Below are 23,525 nucleotides of genomic sequence, written 5' to 3'. Positions count from 1 at the left end.
AGCACTCATTATTTTCCAATATGATTATATATTATGGCAATAGGAATCAAATTACTACAATAGGAATAGTAATTGTTCCAATAGGCTCATAAAATTAGCAATAGACATATCAAAATATCCAATAGTAATTGCAATTGCGACCATTGGGCTTTGTGGAAAGCCCAATGGGCAATAAAAAAACTTATTACCGGTCTAAAAAACCGATCAAAGGAAAAATAGTTTGAAAAATAATTAAGCTCAATAGTAAGAAAGCAATAATTAAAACATGACATTTCTTTTCCAATTGTTTTTTCGTAAGTTCACCCCCTGTATTAACCGACCCTAAACCACAAATGAATACAAAAAGCAAGACCATCTCCCTTTGGGAATCCCTTATTCCTATTTTTCTGCTAATTATTCTGCTAAGTGTAAATGCAATTGTTTTTGGAGATGGAGCCATTGAAGGAGCCAATCAGTTTTCACTTTTAATTGCTGCGGCTATAGGTGGATTAATTGCTCTCCGATATGGAAAAAACTGGGATGATCTTCAGAAAGGGATTGTGGAAAGCATTGGTACGGCAATGCCATCGATGTTGATATTGCTGTTAATTGGGTCTTTAGCGGGAACATGGATGATAAGCGGAGTGGTTCCAGCAATGATTTACTACGGTTTGGAATTCTTAAATCCGAAGTTGTTTTTAATGCTCTCGGTAGTGATTTGTGCCATCGTTTCTGTCGTAACCGGAAGTTCATGGTCCACCATTGCAACCATTGGAGTTGCACTTTTAGGAGTGGGCAATGCAATGGAATACAATAACGCCATTGTAGCCGGAGCAATTATATCGGGAGCGTACTTTGGTGATAAAATTTCGCCTTTATCGGATACAACCAATCTGGCTTCGGCAATGGCTGAAGTTGATTTGTTTGTGCACATCCGTTACATGATGTATACAACGGTACCTTCCATCATTATTACTCTTTTGATTTTTCTGGCCATTGGTTTTAATAAAGAAGGAGAAATTAATCCGGAAAGCATTCGTGAAGTTCAAACAGCTATAAAAGCAACATTTACAATTACTCCCTGGCTGTTTTTGGTTCCTATATTGCTTTTTGTGATTATCAGCAAAAAAGTGCCCGCCCTGCCTGCAATTTTTGCCGGCACATTAATAGGAGGCGTATTTGCCATTATTTTTCAGCCACAAATTATTCAGCAAATTTCGGGAAGCGGTTCTTATATGCAGGCTTGTTATCATACGGTAATGCAATCCATCTTTACGGATATTAGTATTCCTGTTCAAAATAAAAATATTCAGGACTTATTATCGACTGGTGGAATGGCGGGTATGCTCAATACCATTTGGCTGATTTTAACAGCAATGGTATTTAGCGGTGTTCTGGAAACAGCAGGCATATTGCACAAAATCACCGAAACCATGCTGAAAGCGGTTAGTTCCACCGGATCGTTGGTAACAACTACAGTGGCCAGTTGTGGATTTTTGAACCTTACTGCTTCGGATCAATATATTTCTATTGTAGTTACAGGAAGAATGTTTTCGGAATCGTACAAAGATCAGCATTTAAAACCTGAAGTTTTGAGCCGAACCCTTGAAGATGCAGGAACTGTTACCTCTGTGTTAGTTCCATGGAATACCTGCGGAGCTGCGCAGGCTGGTGCATTAGGTGTAGCTACTGTTGCTTTTGCCCCTTTTTGTTTTTTCAACATCATTAGTCCTATTATGACCATAGCTGTTGCTTACCTAAATATTAAGATTAGAAAAACAACTGATCCTGCTGTAAAATCAGCATAAGTGCAGATTTATTAACCTATTTAAAAACTTGTGAAATTCTTACCCTAAAAAAGTTTCTTTTCTTTTTTAAAAGTATGACAATACTCATTACTGATGCTTTGTGTTTTCTTTAAATTTGCAAAGAAAGAAAATAATAAATAACCCTTAAAACCACATCATTATGCCCAAAGGTATATACAACGTTCCTGCCGTAACTAACGAGCCAATTTTATCCTACGCTCCTGGATCTCCAGAAAGAGCTGAATTACAAGCTACAATTAAAAAAATGCGTTCCGAAGTGATCGATGTGCCTATGTACATTGGTGGTGAAGAGGTTCGTACGGGCAATTTATTTGCAATGACTCCTCCTCACGATCATCAGCATGTGTTGGGGCATTATCACCAAGGTGAGAAAAAACATATACAAATGGCTATTGATGCTGCTTTAGCTGCAAAACCAGCTTGGGAAGCTATGGCCTGGGAGCACCGCGCTTCTATTTTCTTGAAAGCTGCTGAGTTAATTTCGGGTCCTTACCGTCAGAAATTAAACGCTGCTACCATGTTGGGACAATCGAAAAATGCATTTCAGGCTGAGATTGATTCTGCTTGCGAAATTGCTGATTTCCTTCGTTTCAACGTTCAGTATATGACTGATATTTACAAACAACAACCTATATCTTCAAAAGGAATTTGGAATCGCGTTGAGCAACGTCCGCTTGAAGGATTTGTATTTGCTTTGACTCCTTTCAACTTTACAGCTATTGCCGGTAACCTGCCAACAGCTCCTGCTATGATGGGTAACTGTATTGTTTGGAAACCATCTAAAACTGCTGTTTATTCAGCTCAGGTTTTAATGGAAATCTTTATGAAAGCCGGTGTTCCTGCCGGGGTTATCAACTTGGTATATGTATCAGGTCCTGCTGCTTCTGAAGTACTATTCAGTTCTCCTGATTTTGCAGGTATTCACTTTACAGGATCGACTGGAGTATTCCAGGACATTTGGAAAAATATTGGTGAAAACATCCATAAATTCAAATCGTATCCACGTATCGTAGGTGAAACCGGTGGTAAAGATTATATTTTCATGCACCCGACTGCTCCTGCTAAAGAAGTAGCGACTGCAATTACCCGTGGAGCATTCGAATATCAAGGACAAAAATGTTCTGCTGCATCCCGTGCTTACATTCCTGCCAGCAAGTATGATGCTGTTATGGCATTTGTAAAAGAAGATTTGAAAAAAATTAAAATGGGTGGAACTGAAGACTTCACCAATTTTGTGAATGCTGTAATTGACGAAGCTTCTTTCAACAAATTATCTTCAGCTATCGACGCTGCGAAAGCTTCTCCTGATGCAGAAATTGTTGCAGGTGGTACTTACGACAAGTCGGTAGGTTATTTTATTGCTCCAACTATTATCAGAGCTTTAAAACACGATTATATAACTATGGAAGAAGAGCTGTTTGGCCCTATCCTTACCATTTTTGTATACGAAGATGACAAGGTAGATGAGACTTTGGATATTTTGGATAAAGGTTCAATGTATGCCCTTACCGGTGCTATCTTTGCTGACTGTCGTTACGCTATTGAAAAATTGGTGAAACGTTTGACTCACACAGCAGGTAACTTCTATATTAACGACAAACCAACAGGTGCTGTTGTTGGACAACAGCCATTTGGCGGTGGAAGAGGATCCGGAACCAACGATAAAGCGGGTTCTATGATCAACCTATTGCGTTGGGTTTCTCCACGTACAATTAAAGAAACTTTTGTTTCAGCTACAGATTATATGTATCCTAACTTTTTAGAGGATTAATCTTAGAGTTCTGATATATCAAATGTGAGATTTGAGAATAAGAAAATCAATCTTTTGATATCAAAATATAACAAAATAGAATAAAACGACCGGGGTTCTCTTCGGTCGTTTTCCTTTTACTTAGCTTTCAACAAATCAAACTTCTTACTCTTTTACATTTCGCCCCTCCTACTTTCAAACTTTCACTTATTCTTTGTAATTTAGCAAGCAAATAGAAACAAAATGAATCAGAAAAAAGCACAAATTATAATTCTCAGAATTGTACGTAACAAATACGTAATCACTTTTCTGATATTTTATTTTTGGCTTTTCTTTTTCGACCAACACTCTGTTTGGGAACGAAAAGGAAATGAAGATACTATTGAATCTCTTGAAAAAGAAAAGGCTTACTTTATTGAGAAAATTGAAACTGACAAGAATCGGATTCACGAACTGAAAACCAATCGGAAAAATCTTGAAAAATTTGCCCGCGAACAATATTTAATGAAGAAAAAAGGCGAAGATATATTTATAATGATAGAAGAATAAAGACGTTGCAGGCAACGTCTTTTCTATTATTCATGGTTTTTTTCGTACTCCCTGTAAATCTCCAGCAACTCTTTAGCAGAATAAATCCCTTTGGTTTCGATACCAAGATCGATGAGTAGTTGTTTGGCACAAACAACAATGCTCTCCTCGTCAATAAATTGTTCGTGAACATTATTCAGGTATTTCAGTACTTTAAAAGCATTAAAAGCCCCAAAGAATTTCTTTCGAAATGATTCAACACTGGAACAGTTTCGGTTAATTTCATCCAAACTTTCAAAGAAATTATCCTCTTTTAAATAGGAACGTACGGGACCGGGAAGATCAACAATCAATTTATTTAAATAGGTATCGTAATCAACACCAAAAAAATCATCGGCACGATCGAAGAACTTTTTCACATCCTTAAAAGCAGAGTAATTGTAGGTTTTGTAATCGATAATTCCTTTTTCCATAAAGGTGGAAATGGCTTTGCCTGTTCCAAATGGAACCCGGTCTGACTCTCTTGGTGAAGGAATAACTCTGGTGGTTTTAATCTCATAGAACTTACCCAAAGCAATAATTTTCTGCAGAAAATAAAAATCTTCACCTGCCTGCCGGCGATTCATTCCACCTTGCATGATATAAGCTTTCGCCGTAACAGCAAAACTGGAACCTACCGTATGAAAGGCGTGCGGATGACCGGCATACCGCATGGCCAACATGTAATACCGCAGGTAAAGTTCGTACTGAGCAATGGCATCATAAATTGGCTGATCGAATTCTGTTCCCTCCAAAGGATGTTCGTAAAATATGTTAGCTCCATTCGCCTTTGGATGCTTTTTGAACATCTTCTCAATCTCAACAAAATAATTGGCATCACATCCCGAATCGGCATCAAAACCAGTAATAATTCCATTTGGTTTGTCAATTTTATTGAAACGACTTACCGCCTCATCCATCGCAATTTTTCGCGCCAAACCAACTCCTGCAAATTTCTTAGGCAAATTTGGCTGATGAATTAAATAGAATTTCAACTTCTCATCCTGATGATCAGCCATCCAGTTCGCTGCATCAGCAATGGTTTTCTCATTTTGTGCAAGTATTTCCTTACCGGCCAACTCTCCTGAATTCACCATTACGATTACCTCCGCATTGCAATCCGGACGTTCGCAATTCCACAAAGCTTCTAAACCTGGAATCAAATCCGGCTCATTAAAACACGGAATAGTCACAATGATATTTAGTTGTTCCGAAGCTATATCTTTAATATAATCGGGATACAGACGTTGTTTTTTTAGATATTTATCAGCAAAAGCCATATTCTTATTTCAGATTTGAGATCTGAGCATTTGGATTTGAGACTTCTCCCTTCACTTTTAATGTCCATACCTCAATAAATAATAATTTTAAATTCAAGTATTCTCTTTTAATCTATAATCTCATTTCTGACATCTCAGATCCAAAAAAACAAAGATATAAAAAAGGGCAGATAGCTTACATAGCTGATCTGCCCTTAAAATATATTGTTCTTGGAATTTACTTAGCTGCAGGTGTGTATCTGCTGTTTAAACCAGTAATTATTTCCGCTGTAATATCTAATCCATCCTGAGAAAGAAGAACATTTCCTCCTTTTGTTGTACTTAAAATTAAGCTGTAATTATGAGCAGCATTGTATTCTTTCAAATAGTTGGTAACACTATCGAATAATCTTTTGCTGTTTGCCTGTTGTTCACCCATCAATTGGTTTGAAAGCTCACGATCCAATTGCTGTAAATTCTGTTGTTTTCCAATCAATACACGCTGAGCTTCTTCAGCTCTCTCGCGACTTAGGAATCCTCCATTTTGAACTTTACGTTGAAATTCACCTGCTTCTTTCTCTAACTTCTGAGCCTTGAAGTTGAAATCAGTTCTTGAATCTTCCTGCTTTTTAAGAAATTCCTCATTCAAATCACGGGAAAAATTATAATTAGTTAACAATGAATCGGTGTTAATATAAACAACTGCACCTTCACCTGCCACCGACTTCACCTTTTTAGAATCTGCTGACGAATTAGAAAAATGAAGTACATAAAGAATACCAACTGCTACAATTAGTACCGCATTTAAAACAATAGATAAATTTTTCATAGGTATTTTAAGATTTAATTATTCAAGATTATTTCCCGGTCAATTGAAACACAACAGCCATTGCCGGTAATATTTATTTTTTTGATTTTGCCTAACAAATATAAGCTTAAAATGGAGACTAAAAAATACTGTAACATCAAAATTCACATTAGGGAATCCTTGACAGACTTAAAATCCGGAAATAATAATTGCTGATAAACATCATTCTTTTATTTTGGAATACTATTTACATTGACCCCATAAATAAACCCGAATAAACAATTTAAAACCTATCCCAATGTTTAATAAATTAATAGCAGCTACCCTGCCATATATGCCTAAAAAGCTGGTTTGGATCTTTTCTAAAAGATACATTGCCGGCGAAACCATCGAAGAAGCCATTAATGCTTCAAAAGAACTGAATAAAGAAGGTATTAAAGTTACTGTAGACCTTTTGGGTGAATTTATAGAAGATTTAAGTCAGGCAACTGAAAACACGGAGGCTTACATTAATATTATTGAGGCTTTTCAGGAAAATAAAATTGATGGCAACTATTCGGTGAAGCCTACCTTTTTTGGTTTGCTGATTGATGAAGAGGTTTGCTATCAAAACATCCGAACTGTTGTGGCTAAAGCCGCAGAATATAACAACTTTGTTCGCGTAGACATGGAAGATTCTCTTTGTGTGGACAGAGAAATTAAACTTTTCAGAAGATTAAAAGCAGAATTCCCGAACAATGTTGGTTTAGTAGTTCAAGCTTATCTAAAAAGAACTTTAGATGATTTAAGTAATATGATGGACATGCAAAACGGCAGTTCGAAATTGAATTATCGTCTTTGCAAAGGAATTTATGTGGAACCGGCAGAAATAGCCTACAAAAAGTATGAAAAGGTAAATGAAAACTTTATTAAGGGGTTGGAATTCATGTTCCAAAACGATGTTTATCCTGGAATTGCTACTCACGATAAAAATGTAGTTGAACCGGCTTTTGAATTAATAAAAAAATACAATGTTCCTAAGGACAAATATGAATTCCAAATGCTTTATGGGGTTACTCCTGAACTTAGAAAAATGATTACAGACAAAGGTCACACCATGAGGGTTTACGTTCCATTCGGAAAAGATTGGTTTGGATATTCTACCAGAAGATTGAAGGAAAATCCTAAAATGGCTATGCTAATTATAAAAGCTTTATTTAACAGAGGGTAGTATCACTCTGAGTTTTGGCAATGAAAAAGCGGTGATATTTCACCGCTTTTTTTATTCCTTTTTCTTTACACCATACTTATACATTTGCTTTAAGGTCGTTATCTCCTTATCTGTAATCAAGTTATCGGGAATCTTCAATTCTCTTTTTCTCTTCATCCGCTGCACCTCAGGCAAAGTTCTTGCGACACTAACACCAACCATCATATCCGGAGGCACCATCACATGGTGCTCATTCATAATAACATGATGTTTTACCAACATGTCTGTATTCGCCTTTGCATCCATCTTTTCGGGCGCCTTGGTAAGAGCTTCGTAAGTGGCCGAATTGATATTGTTTTTAGCCCGAACATATTCCGGAGTATTTACCTTTGCATTGATGAATGCTTCTCTAAAATCACCAAATCGCGGCAAAATAAGAACTTCCTGCAAAGCTATTGTATCCTTTGCCATAAACACGCCAAACAAGTAAGCATTCTGTTTTAAGCTGTCGCTCACAATAATCTTTACATCATGATATCCTACATAGGTATATTGAATGGTATCGCCGGAGTTCACCCAAAATGAAAACCTTCCAAAAGAATTGGTAGTTCCGGCTCTTTTATCATTTACCCGAAAATGAGAATAAGGCAGAGGGGCTAATTCTTCCTGATCCATTACAGCACCGGTAAAAAAGATTGAATCAGTTCTTATTTTCTGAGCACTTACATCTTCTATTATAAGCAGAAACAGAAGCACAACAAGCCAACTAACTAAGTTTTTTTTCATATGATTATAATTGTATGTTTTTGTCATATAGCCTGTCCCGAACTTGTTTCGGGAGAACTTACCATATAATCATCTCCCTGTGTGTAGAAAGCTTTATACATGTACGTTTCATATCTCAAAATTTTTCTCTCTATAAGTCTCCTATTATCAGATCCTCTAATTTTCGTTTTGGAACATGATGAACCTGATTTTCGTCCCGCCAATATTTTATATCTTCATTCTTCATCTCATCAATCACAATCACCTCCTTAGGCTTCCCTAAAGCTACTACTTGTATAATTTTGTAATTCGAAGGAATTTGCAACACTTCCCGTAATTCCTTTTCTTTAAAAGCACGAATAATACAACCGCCAAACCCCATCTCTACAGCTCCAAGCAGTAAGTTCTGAACAGCAATTCCATCATCGCTAAAATAATTCTTTCCTAACTCTTCATCGTTCAGCATGATTACATAAGCTGCTGGCCTCTCTCCTTCAACAGGTCCAGCCCAATCTGACAGGTAACCAGCCCATGCTAAAGTCTCAAATACTTCTTTTCGTTTCTTCTCACTTAAAACGATTTGATATTTAAGCGTTTGTCCATTCCGACCGGATGCACCCATCCTTGCCAGATCAATCCAATGCCGAATATTTTCTAAAGATATTTTCTCTTCCTCATAAAATCTTCGGTAGCTTCTGTTACGTAAAATAAGTTCTTTTAACATTTGATAATTGTAACTATGATTCAATTAAGTTTTATTACTCAATTAATAACTTCCATTCTCCTTAAATTAAGGGATTTTTCCTTATCAATCAAGGAAAACAAAAATCATTTTAGGATTTAAACAATTCATTAAAACTACATAATTTTTGGAACAAAATTAATTTTGAAGGCAACCACCTACTAATAAAAAGAAAGAAAATTTCTCTTGAAGATACTTGTTGGAAGCATTGCCGACATAGACATTCAACAAAAAGGTCAAATTACTGCAATATAAAAGCGGTGACAACTACTCAGTATATCACCGCTTTATTTATTATTCACTTTTTTTTACAATTCATCATATCGTTTTTCAATCACTTTCCAATTTACCAAATTCCAAAAGTTCTCAATGTATTTCGGACGTGCATTTTGTGTGTCCAAATAATAAGCATGTTCCCAAACATCCATTGTTAATATCGGGGTCATTCCATCGGTAATAGGGTTGCCTGCATTGTTTTTCTTCATAATTCTAAGCTTATTATGAGAATCGGCAACCAACCAAACCCAACCCGATCCAAACAAAGTTGCTCCGGCATTCGAAAATTCTTCTTTAAATGCAGCAAACGATCCAAATGTCTCTGCAATCGCACTAGCAAGTGCACCTTTAGGTTCTCCTCCTCCTTTTGGACTTAAGGCCATAAAGTAAAAGGTGTGGTTGTAAACCTGAGCTCCATTATTGAAAATTCCACCTTCGGAATGCCGGACAATTTCTTCCAAACCAGCTTTTTCAAAAGCAGTTCCTTTAATTAAATTGTTCAAATTGGTAACATAGGCCTGATGATGCTTTCCGTAATGAAACTCTAATGTTTTTTGACTAATTGAAGGTTCAAGTTCATTTAAAGCATAAGGCAATTCGGGTAGTTCGTGTATCATAATTTCGTTTTTTTGATTTACTATACAATTTCACAATAATTCTTCACAAAACCAATAATTAACAATACTAAACTAAAAGACCGGCTTTCCAAAGAAAGCCGGTCCCAAAATCAAAAAAACAATAAACAAAACTAATCCTGAAAGCGTTTAGCCACTTCCTCCCAATTAACTACATTCCAGAACTCCGAAATGTAATCAGGTCGTTTATTCTGAAACTTCAGATAATATGCGTGTTCCCAAACATCCAATCCTAAAATTGGAGTTCCTTTTACTTCTGCTACATCCATTAACGGATTATCCTGATTTGGTGTTGAACTCACAACAAGTTTGCCATTTGGCTGCTTCACCAACCAAGCCCAACCTGAACCAAAACGAGTAGCCGCAGCTTTGGAAAATTCTTCTTTAAACGAATCAAACGATCCAAAATCTTTTTCAATTGCAGCTAATAATGAACCTGAAGGTTTTCCTCCTCCCTTAGGAGACATTACCTGCCAAAATAAATCGTGGTTAAAAAACCCTCCTCCATTATTTCGTACAGCAACTGATTGCTTTGAAATGTTCGCTAATATATTCTCTATACTTTGCTCTTCGATATCTGTTCCTGAAACCGCAGCATTCAAGTTATTTGTATATCCTGCATGATGTTTCGAATGATGGATCTCCATTGTTCTTGCATCAATATGTGGCTCAAGAGCATCGTAAGCATATGGTAACTTTGGTAATTCAAATGCCATATTTTGTATTTATTTTAATTGTAATTACTATCTGTTTTTTTAACACTAAAACAAAGCTAATTTTTATCTGGATTAGATCCAAATAAATTAAAGACTTTTTTGTCTTTTTATTTTCAACACTCACCAAAGCCTGTCAGATAAAAGATTTTTAGTTACTTTCGTGTCTTCAACTATTCTCAAAATTCTTTCGTGAACAAACGGATTCTAAAAATAGCGCTTCCAAATATTGTCAGTAATATTACTATTCCTCTGCTTGGTATTGTTGACCTGGCTCTAATGGGCCATTTGGGAAAAGTCGATTTCATAGGTGCAATAGCCCTTGGTGGAACCATATTTAATTTTCTTTATTGGGGATTTGCTTTTTTACGAATGGGAACTTCAGGAATTACGGCGCAAGCATATGGTGCAAGAAATCTAAACGAAACTATTCTATCCTTATCGAGAGCTCTTCTTGTAGCATTAATTGGCAGTATTTTCATATTAATTCTCCAAAAACCAATTGCTGATTTAAGTTTTTATGTAATTGACTCGGAAGAATCGGTTGAAACAATCGCAAAATCATACTATTACGTTAGAGTTTGGGCGGCTCCGGCAACTATCGGTTTGTACGCCTTAACAGGATGGTTTATTGGAATGCAGAATTCTAAAATTCCAATGGTGATTGCCATTATCAGTAATATTATCAATATTGCTTTGTCGGCCTTCTTTGTTTACGGAATGAATTTAGATGCTCGAGGAGTTGCATTAGGAACTGTTATTGCCCAATACTGCGGTTTGTTTCTGGCTTTGTTTTTTATCTTTCGTTTTTACCGTCGGCTGTTTCGTTACTGGAGCATTCAAGGAATGATGAAAATTAAAGAATTGAAGAACTTCATTGCCATTAATAAAGACATTTTCATTCGAACACTCTGCATTATATTCGTTTTCACATTTTTTACAACTGAATCAGCAAGCACCAACAAGAATATATTGGCAGTAAATTCACTGCTTCTTCAATTTTTATTCATCTTTTCCTACTTTATGGATGGCTTTGCCTTTGCCGCTGAGGCATTAGTGGGAAAATTTATTGGAGCTAAAAATCAGACCGGATTGAGAAGTGTAATTCGTCTTCTTTTTATTTGGGGAATTGGAATCAGCCTGGCCTTCACATTTTTTTATGCTACAAGCAGCAATTGGATATTATCTGCATTAACAAATAATAAATCGACAATATTAGAAGCACAAGCCTACATAAAATGGATTGTATTATTACCAATATTAAGCTTCGGCTCTTTTCTGCTCGATGGAATTTTTATTGGTGCCACAGCCTCTAAGTACATGAGAAAAACAATGATGGCCTCAACTCTACTTGTATTTATGCCTTGTTACTATTTTCTGAGTGAAAGTTTCCAAAATCATGGATTATGGATTGCCATGCTTGGATTTATGCTGGCCCGGGGAATATTTCAAACTATTTATTACAAAAAGGCAATACTTCTGAAATTTAATTAATTCACAATCAAGATCTCACCTAAAGTTACTTGCAATGCTTCCGTTAATTTAGAGACTTCCTCTTCCTCTATTTTATATTTTTCACTTGCATTTTCGAGCCGGTCAACCACGTAGAAAAGCTGAATTAATTTCACTTTCTCTTCCAGACAAACATACAAAACACTGGCGCCGTCCCGACTAATTACATCGGGCTGATTTTTTTGATACATACTGGATATTGAAAACAGGTTATTAGGGATTGAATTACAACTAATACCACTTACTTTCCGATATTCAATATGAAATTCAGGCAACAGCAGATTGTTTTCAAGAATTTCATTTGTAAACGGATATTCATTCTTATTCCGTATCCCCAAATCAAATACAGAAGAAAACGCTTCATCAGTTTCAAAACCCAGATCGCCAAAGTAATCATCAATTAAATTGATTACAATGCCTGATTCAAGTTGATCTTTTAATGAAAAGCACCTTCCCAAATGAATTACAACATCATATTTCTTTAAATTTAAAGCTTTACACAAATAATAGGAGGTAACACTCCCTCCCGTACCCGAAATAAGTATATCCAGGTCTTTATCCTGATACTTAAAACGAGCATAGTTTTTCCCTAAATTTTCAACCAAAACCAGTTGACTAATAAAATTTTGCATGGCTGAAAATGCGCCGGCAATTATCAAAATCTCCATTGATGCAAGAACTTAGCCTAAACAAAAGCTTCGAAAAGTTTGTTATATAGGTGAAATTTATACTTATTTTGCAAGTCAAAATTGCGACTTAAATTAAAACACTAAATACAGATGGAATTTTCAACCAACGGAGACAATAATAAAGGTTTTACAAAAATAGAAAAATACAATCAGGATACTACTGAACAGTTAATGTTTCACTATAAAAAAGTACTTGAATTATTAGGTGAAGATGCCGAACGCGAAGGTCTTTTAAAAACCCCCTTACGGGTTGCCAAAGCAATGCAGTTTTTAACGCAGGGATATCACAACAATCCTGAAGATATATTAAGATCTGCCATGTTTCAGGAAGACTATCGTCAAATGGTAATTGTTAAGGACATTGAAGTTTATTCAATGTGCGAACATCATATGCTGCCGTTTGTGGGCAGAGCACATGTTGCTTACATTCCCAATGGTACCATTACCGGACTAAGTAAACTTGCCCGGGTTGTGGATGCTTTTGCCCGTCGCCTTCAGGTTCAGGAACGTTTAACCACTCAAATTAAAGACTGCATACAAAATACTCTGAATCCACTAGGTGTAGCTGTGGTTATTGAAGCTCAGCACATGTGTATGTCGATGCGTGGAATTCAAAAACAAAATGCAATTACAACGACCTCTGATTTTACCGGTGCTTTTGAAAAAGTAGCTACAAGAGAAGAGTTTATTCGTTTAATTGCAAACAAATCAAACTACTAATTAGTTAATTATAGGAGTCAAAGAATTACCAATTTACATTGTACTTATGAAAATTGCACATTGTAAATTGAATAGATATCTTTGTGCCCGGAATATTTTTTAAATCTTATCCTAATAATCAATTCATTGCTATTAAAAAAATACGAATGAATTGAAATTTATTAATTGTAGAAGAATTTGAAACGTCCATGCCAGGTAATTATGGCACACAGGAGGATGATTATTCCAGCATGGAAAGTTCTCCCGAAACAAGTTCGGGACAGGCTATATGGCAAAAACTTAAAATTATAAACACATGAAAGCATATGTATTTCCAGGGCAAGGAGCCCAATTTGTTGGTATGGGAAAAGACCTGTACGAAAATTCAGACCTTGCTAAAGAGCTTTTTGAAAAAGCCAACGATATTTTAGGTTTTAGAATTACTGACCTAATGTTTGAAGGTACTGATGAAGATTTAAGACAAACAAATGTTACGCAACCAGCAATTTTCCTGCACTCAGTAATCTTAGCCAAAACTCTTGGCGATGATTTTAAACCAGAAATGGTAGCGGGTCACTCTTTAGGAGAATTTTCGGCTTTGGTTGCCAACGGATCATTGTCTTTCGAAGATGGTCTTAAATTGGTTTCTCAACGTGCTTCAGCAATGCAAAAAGCTTGCGAAATTGAGCCTTCTACTATGGCTGCAATCATTGGATTAGATGATGAAACTGTAGTGAAAATATGCGAGGAAATTAACGAAATTGTAGTTCCAGCTAATTTCAACTGTCCGGGTCAATTGGTTATTTCGGGCAGCATGAAAGGGATCGAAATTGCATGTGAAAAATTATTGGACGCTGGTGCTAAAAGAGCTCTTCCTTTAAAAGTTGGCGGTGCATTTCACTCTCCATTAATGGAGCCTGCACGTGTTGAGTTGGAAGAAGCTATTGAGAACACAACTTTCTCAACTCCAATTTGTCCTGTATATCAAAACGTGAATGCCATGCCAATATCCAATCCTGATGAGATCAAGAAAAATTTGGTTTCGCAGTTAACTGCTCCGGTACGTTTTACACAAACCATGGTTAATATGATTGCTGATGGTGCAACATTGTTCACTGAGGTTGGTCCTGGAAAAGTAATTCAGGGATTGGTGAAAAAAGTTGACAGAAAAATGGAAACTGCGGGAGTAGATTCATTTCAAGGATAAAAAATTACAACTGATAAAAAAAGCCGTTTCAAAACTTATTGAAACGGCTTTTTGCTATTTATAACTTATAACACTGGTTTGTTTTTTACCATCCATTAAAATATCCAGCGGTTCTTTAAACCGAACATGTTTAAAATAATGAATCTGCTCTTCGAGTTTTTGCTTGTCAAGAATTTCAGTATTCACAAAACTTTGTTCAGTGTTGCTCCTTACCGAGAAATACCCTACATTCATTGAAGTTACATTGTGAAAGAAATGAGACCCCAAGGAAGCATCTAAAGGAAAATCTTCCAAACCTTGCTCTACAATTACCTTTGCATTGGATATTTGAGACCAAAGTACAGGGATACCGGTAAACTTATCTCTTGTTCCCCAACGGCCTGGACCAATCAACACATATTGACGATCCTGCTCTCTCATTTTCTGATTCAATTTCTCAATTTCAAGAGCCATTTCTTCAGTTTTGGTCCGATCAAATTTCTCAATATCCATGTAAATTACATCACGAACATGGTCTATTTTTCCGTTACCCATACCTTTACTTGCCAATAAAACAAGCTTATCCTTATCAACCTTAGTCATATCTATATCAATGCTCATCTCCTGACGAATCAGAGGTTTAATCTGAAGGAGCTGGAAAGTAGGCAAATCATTTTTTCCTTTTGAAAGATCAACGGCAAACTCAATTTCAACAGGAGCACCCATTGCTTGTTTAAAAATATTCAGCAGTACACTCAAAGCATGAGCAACAGGGACTTGATTGTATTTCAGAATATTTGCAAAGTTTACCACCCTAGGTCCCCGCAAATTCAAATCCGGTTCCAATCTGTCATTCTGGTAATCGTAAACTGAAGCACAATGCAGTAGATTCCCATCCTTTTCGGCATCTGCAAGTTCATATTTAATCGTAACAGCATCCTCTCCATCCTTTAAAAGATTAACATCTTTCTTTTCCATATTGATCGCATAAAAATACTTCTGCGAATCTTTCATCTGATCTTCAATTGATGCCAATTGCAATTTTGGGTGTTCCGGGCAAAAACGATGTGTTTTTTCCCCTCCCACAACATATTTACCCAGTCCAACAGCTATCACTGCAAAACCATCCTCAGGTTTCATGTAAGAAAAAGGATAGTAGTTGTATGATTGGGCTACACCACTGATATTTGGATAATACCTGCCGTTGGTTTCCTGTCCTACCACTTCCTGAATAATTACAGCCATTTTCTCCTCTTCAATTTTATAATCAACCGCACTAAAATACGATTGAGCTTCGGGTGAAAAAATAGAAGCATAAATAAGCTTGATTGCCGTTACCAATTGACGAAACCGCTCCCCAATATCCGGATGATTATTTGGAAGCAAATAAGTCGCATAAACCCCTGCAAATGGCTGCATTAAAGAATCCTCAAACAAACCGGATGAACGCACAGCCAACGGACATGTCATTTCCTCAAGATAATCCAGAAGCCTTTCCCGTAATTTATCAGACAACTCACCTTTCGCAAATAAATCACGTACCTTTTTATAGTTCTTATCCAGATAAATCTTATTGTAAAGATTATTCTTCTCAATAAAATTATCGTATTCATCAACACCAATAACAGCTGTTTTAGGAATCGAAATATTAATGTCCTTAATCAGCTTTGCGAAGTAAATATTCTCTATAAAGTTACTCAGGAAAGCCAGGCCACGGCCTTTCCCTCCTAAAGATCCACGTCCCAAACGAACCACATAATGATTCGAATTAACAATATTAGGCCTGAATTTAATAATCCTGCCCCGCAACTGTTTTATACGTGAGGCTTCAAATACATCCAAACAAAATTTACGTAAATCCTTTACTGATTTAAAATCCTCTATCTGATATCTTCTTAACTTTTTAGCAATATTAATTTCACCTCTGGCCATTAACCATGTCGAAATTCCATTTCTTTTCGAATGAAAAAGAAGTGATTCATCCGGAACATATTTCAATTTTTCTTCAAATTCTTCAAGGGACTTCGCTATTGCAACCTTAGTTCCACTTTGGTTTCTGAATACAAAATCACCAAAACCCAGTTTAGTGTAGATGAAGTTATAGATATCCAAAGCCAAAGTATCACTGTTCTTGTTAATAAAATCGGCTTCAACCTGCATGGCACGAATTGCATTATCGGTATCATGCGATTGCATTAAACATGGAATTTTCATGTTTTTTTCCTGCACGTATTTAATCAGATCTACACCTGAATCATCATCCAATTTACCATCCCGCGCAAAACGAACATCAGAAATTACACAAAGCAAGTTTTCCAAATAATTATCGATAACTTCAACTGCATCTTCATAAGTGCTCACCAAAATGACTTTAGGTCTGGCCCGCATTTTCAAAATCTTATGCATTTCGTCAATATCTCCTTCATCCGAAATCACTTTTTGGGTTTGAGTCATTACTGATGTATACAGCAACGGAAGATATCTGGAATAATACTTTACTGAATCTTCAACTAACAAAATGACTCTTACATCTCCACTTTTTGTATCGGGTTCCAGATTCATTCTATCCTCAATATACTTGGTCATGGCCATAAAAATTTTGGTGGAACCATTCCAAACAAAAACCCGATCAATATTATTCTTAATCTTATCTGCAGCTCTGTCAAAATAAGCCAGGTCGCTATTGTTATTTACCAAAACCAAAACAGGAATCTCGGGCTGAACCCTTTTTATTTCCTGACTTAATTCCAAAGGGGATTGTTTATCCAAACCAGCCATTAAAATGACCACATCGTAATTTCTGTTTTTTAAAGCATCCAAGGCTTCATCATTAGTGGCTACACTCGTAAAACGTGGTGCCGCATATAAATTTAATTGTAGATATTCCCCAACAATTTTATCAGAAAACTGTCCTTCCCTTACAATAGTATAAGCATCGTAATAAGTCGCGATAAGAAGAATTTCTTTCACTTTAAAAGGCATCAATTCCTGAAAAATATCTCTATCACTCTTTTTCCGTTTGTATATCTTGGAAATCGAAACTTCTTCCATGTCAATTGCTATTTATGTTTTTTGTTGTCTTGTATTCAGAAATACAAAATAATATAAATTTCTGGTTTGATATCAACCTTTTACAAACAAGTACTGATTTCATTTAAAATCAATTAATGAAAAGGAAAAATATCTTTTAGTATTCATTATTCCCTAAAAAATGGTGCCGAAAATAATAAAAATAAGGGATAAAAAACAAAGAGGAAACTTATGGTTTCCTCTTTTAGGTATTGATGAATTAAATATTTCAATCTTATTATTTAACTTCCCAGGTATCACCACTATTAAGCAGATCATCCATACACTTAATTGATGATACAGCTTGTACATCTTTAATTTGCTGCACCATTTTTTCTTCATAAGAAAGCGCTGCAACGTCTCTTATTACACCAAGTGCAACAGGATACTCAGGAGCTGACATATTTGACAACAGCCAAGCCATATGAGGATCAGGGTTATGGGCATCATGAACTAAAATATCCTGCTCAGTAATCCCAAATTCACCAATTGTAACAACAATTAGTTTACCATTACCTCCTAAAACTAATCCTTTGTTTCTATTCTTTCCGAAAATCATTCGCTCTCCGTGATGCAAAATCAACTGGAAGTCATCCTTCGTTTCCTTATCAGTAATCAGAGTATGTGCTCCATCATTATAAATCACACAATTTTGAAGAACTTCAATAATAGATGTTCCTTTGTGTTTTGCTCCAGCCAAAATCAACTCTGTGGTCAGTTTAATATTAGTATCAATAGATCTCGCATAAAACTTCGATTGAGCCCCTAAAGCTAACTCTGCTGGCTGGAATGGTTGTTCAATTGTTCCGAATGGAGAGGTCTTGGTGACCATTCCCTGCTTAGATGTTGGTGAATATTGCCCCTTGGTAAGCCCGTAAATCTCATTATTAAAAAGAAGAATTGTCATATCAATATTACGACGAATAGCATGGATAAAATGGTTACCTCCAATTGCCAAAGCATCCCCATCTCCAGAGACTTGTATTATTTCAAGATCAGGATTCGCTGATTTCACTCCCGAAGCAACCGCTGCTGCTCTTCCGTGAATTGTATGAAAACCATAGGTATCCATATAATACGGAAAACGGGAAGAACATCCAATACCCGAGATAACTGCAAATTTTTCCTTTGGAATGTTCATTGCAGCCATTGCCTTTTGAACCGAATTCAATACACCATGGTCTCCACACCCGGGACACCATCTTACTTCCTGATCACTTTTAAAATCTTTTGGAGTCAGATTAACAGGACTATGTGATTTAAGAATTGTATCTGTCATGATTATTTCTCCTCCAATAATTGGTTAAACCTCTCTTTTAATTCCAACACAGTAAAAGGCAATCCTTGTAATTTATTGTATTGATTGAATTTAACATCCTGAAAACCTGCCCGTAAATACTCAGCAAATTGTCCTTCATTCAACTCACAAACAATTACCTTTTTATGACGTTGTAAAACCTCTTTTGTATTCTTTGGCAGAGGGAAAATATAATGAAAATGTGCCAAAGCAATGCTCTTTCCTTCAGCCTGAAGTTCCCGAACCGCTGTTGTTAAGTGACCATATGTTCCTCCCCAACCTACAACCAAAACTTCAGCGTCATCATTCCCTTTTACAGGAACATCTGGAATAAAATTAGCAACCCGTCTAATTCTTTCCGATCGAATATCTGTCATTACCTGATGATTTTCCGGCACATACGACACAGTACCCGTAATATCCATCTTCTCTAAACCTCCTATTCGATGCTCCAAACCTTTTGTACCTGGAACAGCCCATTTTCTAGCCAGTTTCTCTGTATCTCTTGCATATGGTTGATAGTTATCTCCCTCCTTAGCGAATGGCACCTCTATAGGTGAGAGATCGGCCATTTTAGGAATTCGCCACGGTTCAGCTCCATTAGCAATAAAACCATCCGTAAGCAAGATAACAGGGGTCATATGCTCCAAAGCAATTTTACCGGCACTATAGGCGTATTCAAAACAATTTGAAGGTGTACTTGCCGCAATTACCGGCATAGGGCATTCTCCACTGCGTCCGTGAATTGCCTGCATTAAATCTGATTGTTCTGTTTTAGTTGGAAGACCTGTTGATGGCCCCCCACGCTGAACATTCACAATTACCAAAGGGAGTTCTGTCATTACAGCCAAACCTGCCGCTTCTGTTTTAAGAGCCAAACCCGGTCCCGAAGTGGTTGTTACAGCAAAATTCCCTGCAAAACTTGCTCCGATCGATGTACAGATTCCTGCAATCTCATCTTCTGCCTGAAAAGTTTTTACACCAAGATCCTTACGGGCAGCCAGCTCCTGCAGAATTTCTGTTGCCGGTGTAATTGGATACGATCCACAAAACAATTCCAAACCCGCTTTTTCAGCCACTGCAATTAATCCCCAGGCTGTAGCTTTATTTCCTGTAACATTACGGTAGATACCTTTCTTAATTTTTGCAGGAGCCACACTGAAATTATATGGCAAAGCTTCAATTGTTCTTGCAAAATTATAACCCGCCCGCAATACCATCTTGTTGCCCTCAACAACCAATGGATACTTTTTGAATTTCTTCTCAATAAACTCTTCTGTATGCTCCAACGGACGATCGAACATCCAATAAACCATTCCCAGAGTAAACATGTTTTTACTCCTAAGGATACTTTTCTGATCCAGTTCTGTATCCTTCAAACATTCTTTCGTCAGTGAAGTTACCCTTGCTTTAATCAGATTGTAATCGGAAAGATTCTCATCGTCTAATGGGTTAGAATCATAGCCAGCTTTTTCAAGGTTCTTATCCGTAAAACTATCTTCATTTACAATGATAGTCCCACTAGGTTTAACCCATTTCAAATTTGCTTTTAATGCTGCCGGATTCATTGCAACCAGTACATCTGCAAAATCGCCGGGAGTATTTACCTCCATCTGACCGAAATGCAGTTGAAAACCTGATACTCCACCTACAGTTCCCTGTGGAGCCCTAATCTCAGCTGGATAATCAGGAAAAGTAGCAACATCATTCCCAAACAATGCGGAAGTATCCGAAAATTGCGTTCCTGTTAGCTGCATCCCATCTCCGGAATCGCCGGAAAATCTTATGACAACTTCTTCCTTTTCAATGACTTTTGTCTTTTGACTCATGACTATTTTGAATTAAGCTTGAAATTAATTCCTTTGTTTAGTTCGTTGTTTTTATTTCTATACAACACTGTGCTAAAATCATGTTACATAGCATGGTAAAGGTAGCGTTTCCCAGTTTTTAGACAAGTAAAGACAAATAAAATTATTGATTTTTTGCAAACGTTTGTATTCTAAAAAGTTACATCTCACTCACAGTTAAAAACTGGCTTGATTAAGAGTTGATTAAGTCTTAATAAGGGGAAGGAAAGGAGAAGGAATAGTGATTTTTGAAGAGAACTGGGAGAGTTGATAATCTTTGCGAAAAGTCATCGCAACAAAAAGTGATTTAAAGAAAAAAGGTGTCTCAAATTAATGAGACACCATTATGAACATTATTCCTAATTCTACATTTAGTTAGTTTCTTGTAAATGTAAAACCATTATCACCCCAAGAGGTATACTCTGTTCCTCCTACAGGAAGATATTCCAACTTGAAAGCAATATTGTAAGTTCCATCACAAGAATTGAAAAAACCAGAAGATACTGTATACGAATAATTGGTATAATCTTCATAACCAGCTCCCCATCCACCACAATCGGCAGCAACAATAGTTCTTTCTGTATCACCAGTTAATTGGAATGTCACCGGATCGATATAAACAGTAACAGTATTTCCATTACCTGTACAAGCATCAGCCTCAGCTAGTCCTGATACATATAACGTATAAGGATCATTCTCATCTGTAAGAATCTTAACGTTTGAATCAACACCCCAATCACCACTTACAGCAGCATAACTTCCAAATGATAATTCACTGTCAAATTCACAAGGCATTTTAATTTCCACTGCAGCCTGAGAACGTGAACTTATACCTTCAGATGTTGTAATTACGTAAAGAAAGAAAGAAGTTCCTAATTTTACATCAGCTTCAGTAATTTCCAAACTGCTTAGGATTTCAGGGGCAGTAATTTTAGTGTCAATAGGAAATGACTCTATTGCTTTCACGACACCTACTTTTCCTTCGTACACAACCTGAATTTCCGCAGCGTCAGCCATATCTCCCTCAGCTAAGCTAGCTGTAAAAGTGATAAAACTTGCTTCGGTAAGATCTGTAAAAAGAGGGGATTCCGGTGTAAGACTAGTAATCGTTGGAACTACAGCGATTCCTCTAGTAGCCACCAAATTCTCATTTGTGTCTTCGCAAGCACTAAAGAAGAAACCCAGTGCCACGATTAGGCTTAGTATTTTAAATATTTTCATTGTTTTCATTTTTTAATATAAAAATCAAACTATCGTGAACCTCCAGCCCACCATACATTTTCACTATATACATACGATCCATCACCATAAGCTTCACGAACATTCACATTTGCAGTAACATCTTCTGCACCGTAAGTGAAACGCAATGGGAATTTAGAACTATTCAATGGGTTATCCAATTTAATAAAATTATTTCCCATCGCATTCAATCTTCTGATATCGTTATAAGCCTCAAGAGCCTCTTCTTCGAAGAATGAAATGTATTTTTGAACCATAATTTCCTTCAATGTTGAACTTTGATCAAGCAATACAGGTTCAACTTCATCTGTATAGTAAGCTTCAGCATCTGCAGCCGAAATAGCAATATTCGTTTTTCCACAAGCTGCAACAATTGCTTTTTTCAATGCAATCTTAGCATTTACCAAATCATTGTTTCGGGCATATGCCTCAGCTTTTAGGAATTCAACTTCGTGATAACTCAATAAATAAGTTGGTGCAGTTAAAGAACTAATAGCAGAGATTCCATATTTACCTTGAGCTTGCTCAGGCGTACCATTTGGCGCAAATACAAGATCTAAATCCTCAGAAAAAGCTTTAAATAATTTTGCCTCACGTGGATCATTTCTGGAAAGCAATTTATTATGAAAGCTTGTACTAGCTCCAAAATAATTACGGTCTAAAAAGAACATTTCAAAAGGACTTTTAGATGTAGTACCATTGTAAACAAATTGACTTTGTTCTGCAGGACTTGTGAAAGACTTGTTTGCAAAATCAATCACGTCGGCGTAATTTGGAGATCTTAAAGATAATCTCATAGTATAACGAGCCTTTAACCCATAAGCAAATTTCACCCATTTTTCTATACTTCCGTCTTCACCACCGTAAATAAAATCCTGCTTTCCTAAAAGAGAAAAAGCTGTTTCCTTAGATAAATTTACAATTGCATCGTCCAAAAATTTAAAGATATCAGTATATATTTTCTCCTGAGTATCCAAGTTTGGGGTAAAAACAACACCTGGTTGAAGAGCTTCAGTCCAAGGCACATCACCCATTACATCAGTTAAAATTGCCAAGTTATATGCTGCCAAAATTTGAGCGATACCTAAGGTATAATAATTACCTTCTTCTTTCCCACCTTCAGAACATTTTGTAATTATATCCTTAAGATTTAATAGATTTCGATAAACTGAATTCCACGAATTATTGTAGGTAGTACTACTTGTTGGTTCTCCTGATCTAATTTCAGCATTATACATCTGGCTATATACACCAACATTATGCTCTACATAACATGATGCATATAATGCAAGATCTGAACCTGTAACACTAAAGGCCGATTTTGTCATCACATCAGAGATAATCAAGTTTGATGCTACATCTGATGGATCATTTACGTTCTTGTTGATATCATCCATCAAATCTTCAGAACAAGAACTCATTGTAATTGCACAAACCGCAATTGCAATACTGTAAATATATTTTTTCATACTTTT

Annotated in this window: 19 protein-coding genes; 7 read left to right on the top strand and 12 right to left on the bottom strand. The window is 36.4% G+C overall.

The window, feature by feature from the left end:
• Positions 1-332 precede the first annotated feature (332 nt).
• From nhaC to BZG01_RS02620, 3 genes are all read left to right on the top strand, one after another.
• Positions 333-1,787: a Na+/H+ antiporter NhaC gene (gene nhaC / locus BZG01_RS02630; protein ID WP_101308264.1), complete on the top strand. Its 1,455-nt coding sequence runs from the start codon at positions 333-335 to the stop codon at positions 1,785-1,787.
• A gap of 160 nt (positions 1,788-1,947) precedes the next feature.
• Positions 1,948-3,579 (top strand): L-glutamate gamma-semialdehyde dehydrogenase, encoded by a 1,632-nt coding sequence (pruA, locus tag BZG01_RS02625; RefSeq protein ID WP_101308263.1) that lies wholly within the window; start codon positions 1,948-1,950, stop codon positions 3,577-3,579.
• A 222-nt stretch (positions 3,580-3,801) separates the two neighbouring features.
• The gene (locus BZG01_RS02620; protein ID WP_101308262.1) at positions 3,802-4,107 is read left to right on the top strand and encodes an FtsB family cell division protein; all 306 of its coding nucleotides are present in this window, start codon (positions 3,802-3,804) and stop codon (positions 4,105-4,107) included.
• A gap of 26 nt (positions 4,108-4,133) precedes the next feature.
• Here the strand turns inward: BZG01_RS02620 and BZG01_RS02615 are convergent, their stop codons facing one another.
• Both BZG01_RS02615 and BZG01_RS02610 read right to left on the bottom strand, forming a co-directional pair.
• On the bottom strand, positions 4,134-5,405 hold the full coding sequence (locus tag BZG01_RS02615) for a glycosyltransferase family 2 protein (protein WP_101308261.1): 1,272 nt from the start codon (positions 5,403-5,405) through the stop codon (positions 4,134-4,136).
• A gap of 217 nt (positions 5,406-5,622) precedes the next feature.
• Positions 5,623-6,213: an OmpH/Skp family outer membrane protein gene (locus BZG01_RS02610; RefSeq protein ID WP_101308260.1), complete on the bottom strand. Its 591-nt coding sequence runs from the start codon at positions 6,211-6,213 to the stop codon at positions 5,623-5,625.
• A gap of 277 nt (positions 6,214-6,490) precedes the next feature.
• Between BZG01_RS02610 and BZG01_RS02605 the strand changes: the two genes are divergently transcribed.
• Positions 6,491-7,402: a proline dehydrogenase family protein gene (locus BZG01_RS02605; protein WP_101308259.1), complete on the top strand. Its 912-nt coding sequence runs from the start codon at positions 6,491-6,493 to the stop codon at positions 7,400-7,402.
• A 51-nt stretch (positions 7,403-7,453) separates the two neighbouring features.
• Here BZG01_RS02605 and BZG01_RS02600 read toward each other — a convergent pair whose 3' ends face one another.
• The 4 genes from BZG01_RS02600 to BZG01_RS02585 all read right to left on the bottom strand — a co-directional run bounded on the left by BZG01_RS02600 (position 7,454) and on the right by BZG01_RS02585 (position 10,515).
• Entirely contained in the window at positions 7,454-8,167 is a 714-nt protein-coding gene (locus BZG01_RS02600) for a peptidase associated/transthyretin-like domain-containing protein (RefSeq protein ID WP_101308258.1), read from the bottom strand.
• A gap of 130 nt (positions 8,168-8,297) precedes the next feature.
• Positions 8,298-8,870 carry a nitroreductase family protein gene (locus tag BZG01_RS02595; RefSeq protein ID WP_101308257.1) on the bottom strand — a complete coding sequence of 191 codons (573 nt, stop codon included), beginning with the start codon at positions 8,868-8,870 and terminating at the stop codon, positions 8,298-8,300.
• 326 nt (positions 8,871-9,196) lie between these two features.
• Positions 9,197-9,781, bottom strand: coding sequence for a superoxide dismutase (locus tag BZG01_RS02590; RefSeq protein ID WP_101308256.1), 585 nt, complete (start codon positions 9,779-9,781; stop codon positions 9,197-9,199).
• A 131-nt stretch (positions 9,782-9,912) separates the two neighbouring features.
• Complete coding sequence (locus BZG01_RS02585) at positions 9,913-10,515, bottom strand: superoxide dismutase (RefSeq protein ID WP_101308255.1); 603 nt, start codon at positions 10,513-10,515, stop codon at positions 9,913-9,915.
• A 189-nt stretch (positions 10,516-10,704) separates the two neighbouring features.
• On the opposite strand from BZG01_RS02585, the gene BZG01_RS02580 reads away from it, so the two are divergent.
• Complete coding sequence (locus BZG01_RS02580) at positions 10,705-12,006, top strand: MATE family efflux transporter (protein WP_101308254.1); 1,302 nt, start codon at positions 10,705-10,707, stop codon at positions 12,004-12,006.
• Here the strand turns inward: BZG01_RS02580 and BZG01_RS02575 are convergent.
• Complete coding sequence (locus BZG01_RS02575; protein ID WP_101308253.1) at positions 12,003-12,692, bottom strand: nucleoside phosphorylase-I family protein; 690 nt, start codon at positions 12,690-12,692, stop codon at positions 12,003-12,005. The genes BZG01_RS02580 and BZG01_RS02575 overlap by 4 nt on opposite strands.
• Before the next feature lie 111 nt (positions 12,693-12,803).
• Here BZG01_RS02575 and folE point away from each other — a divergent pair, with 111 nt between their 5' ends.
• Together folE and fabD are read left to right on the top strand one after the other, a co-directional pair.
• On the top strand, positions 12,804-13,433 hold the full coding sequence (folE, locus tag BZG01_RS02570) for a GTP cyclohydrolase I FolE (RefSeq protein WP_101308252.1): 630 nt from the start codon (positions 12,804-12,806) through the stop codon (positions 13,431-13,433).
• Positions 13,434-13,728: 295 nt separating this feature from the next.
• The gene (gene fabD, locus BZG01_RS02565) at positions 13,729-14,619 is read left to right on the top strand and encodes an ACP S-malonyltransferase (protein WP_101308251.1); all 891 of its coding nucleotides are present in this window, start codon (positions 13,729-13,731) and stop codon (positions 14,617-14,619) included.
• 54 nt (positions 14,620-14,673) lie between these two features.
• Here fabD and BZG01_RS02560 read toward each other — a convergent pair whose 3' ends face one another.
• From BZG01_RS02560 to BZG01_RS02540, 5 genes are all read right to left on the bottom strand, one after another.
• Positions 14,674-17,649, bottom strand: a complete 2,976-nt coding sequence (locus tag BZG01_RS02560) for a PEP/pyruvate-binding domain-containing protein (RefSeq protein WP_101308250.1) — start codon at positions 17,647-17,649, stop codon at positions 14,674-14,676.
• A 256-nt stretch (positions 17,650-17,905) separates the two neighbouring features.
• Positions 17,906-18,946, bottom strand: coding sequence for a 2-oxoacid:ferredoxin oxidoreductase subunit beta (locus BZG01_RS02555; protein ID WP_101308249.1), 1,041 nt, complete (start codon positions 18,944-18,946; stop codon positions 17,906-17,908).
• 2 nt (positions 18,947-18,948) lie between these two features.
• The gene (locus BZG01_RS02550; RefSeq protein ID WP_101308248.1) at positions 18,949-20,793 is read right to left on the bottom strand and encodes a 2-oxoacid:acceptor oxidoreductase subunit alpha; all 1,845 of its coding nucleotides are present in this window, start codon (positions 20,791-20,793) and stop codon (positions 18,949-18,951) included.
• A 393-nt stretch (positions 20,794-21,186) separates the two neighbouring features.
• Positions 21,187-22,032, bottom strand: a complete 846-nt coding sequence (locus tag BZG01_RS02545) for a hypothetical protein (RefSeq protein WP_143470813.1) — start codon at positions 22,030-22,032, stop codon at positions 21,187-21,189.
• A gap of 29 nt (positions 22,033-22,061) precedes the next feature.
• Positions 22,062-23,519 carry a SusD/RagB family nutrient-binding outer membrane lipoprotein gene (locus BZG01_RS02540; protein WP_101308288.1) on the bottom strand — a complete coding sequence of 486 codons (1,458 nt, stop codon included), beginning with the start codon at positions 23,517-23,519 and terminating at the stop codon, positions 22,062-22,064.
• Between the last annotated feature and the right edge of the window lie 6 nt (positions 23,520-23,525).

The sequence above is a fragment of the Labilibaculum manganireducens genome, from assembly GCF_002843385.1.
GTDB lineage: Bacteria > Bacteroidota > Bacteroidia > Bacteroidales > Marinifilaceae > Labilibaculum > Labilibaculum manganireducens.
This window is presented reverse-complemented; position numbering and strand designations above follow the sequence as displayed.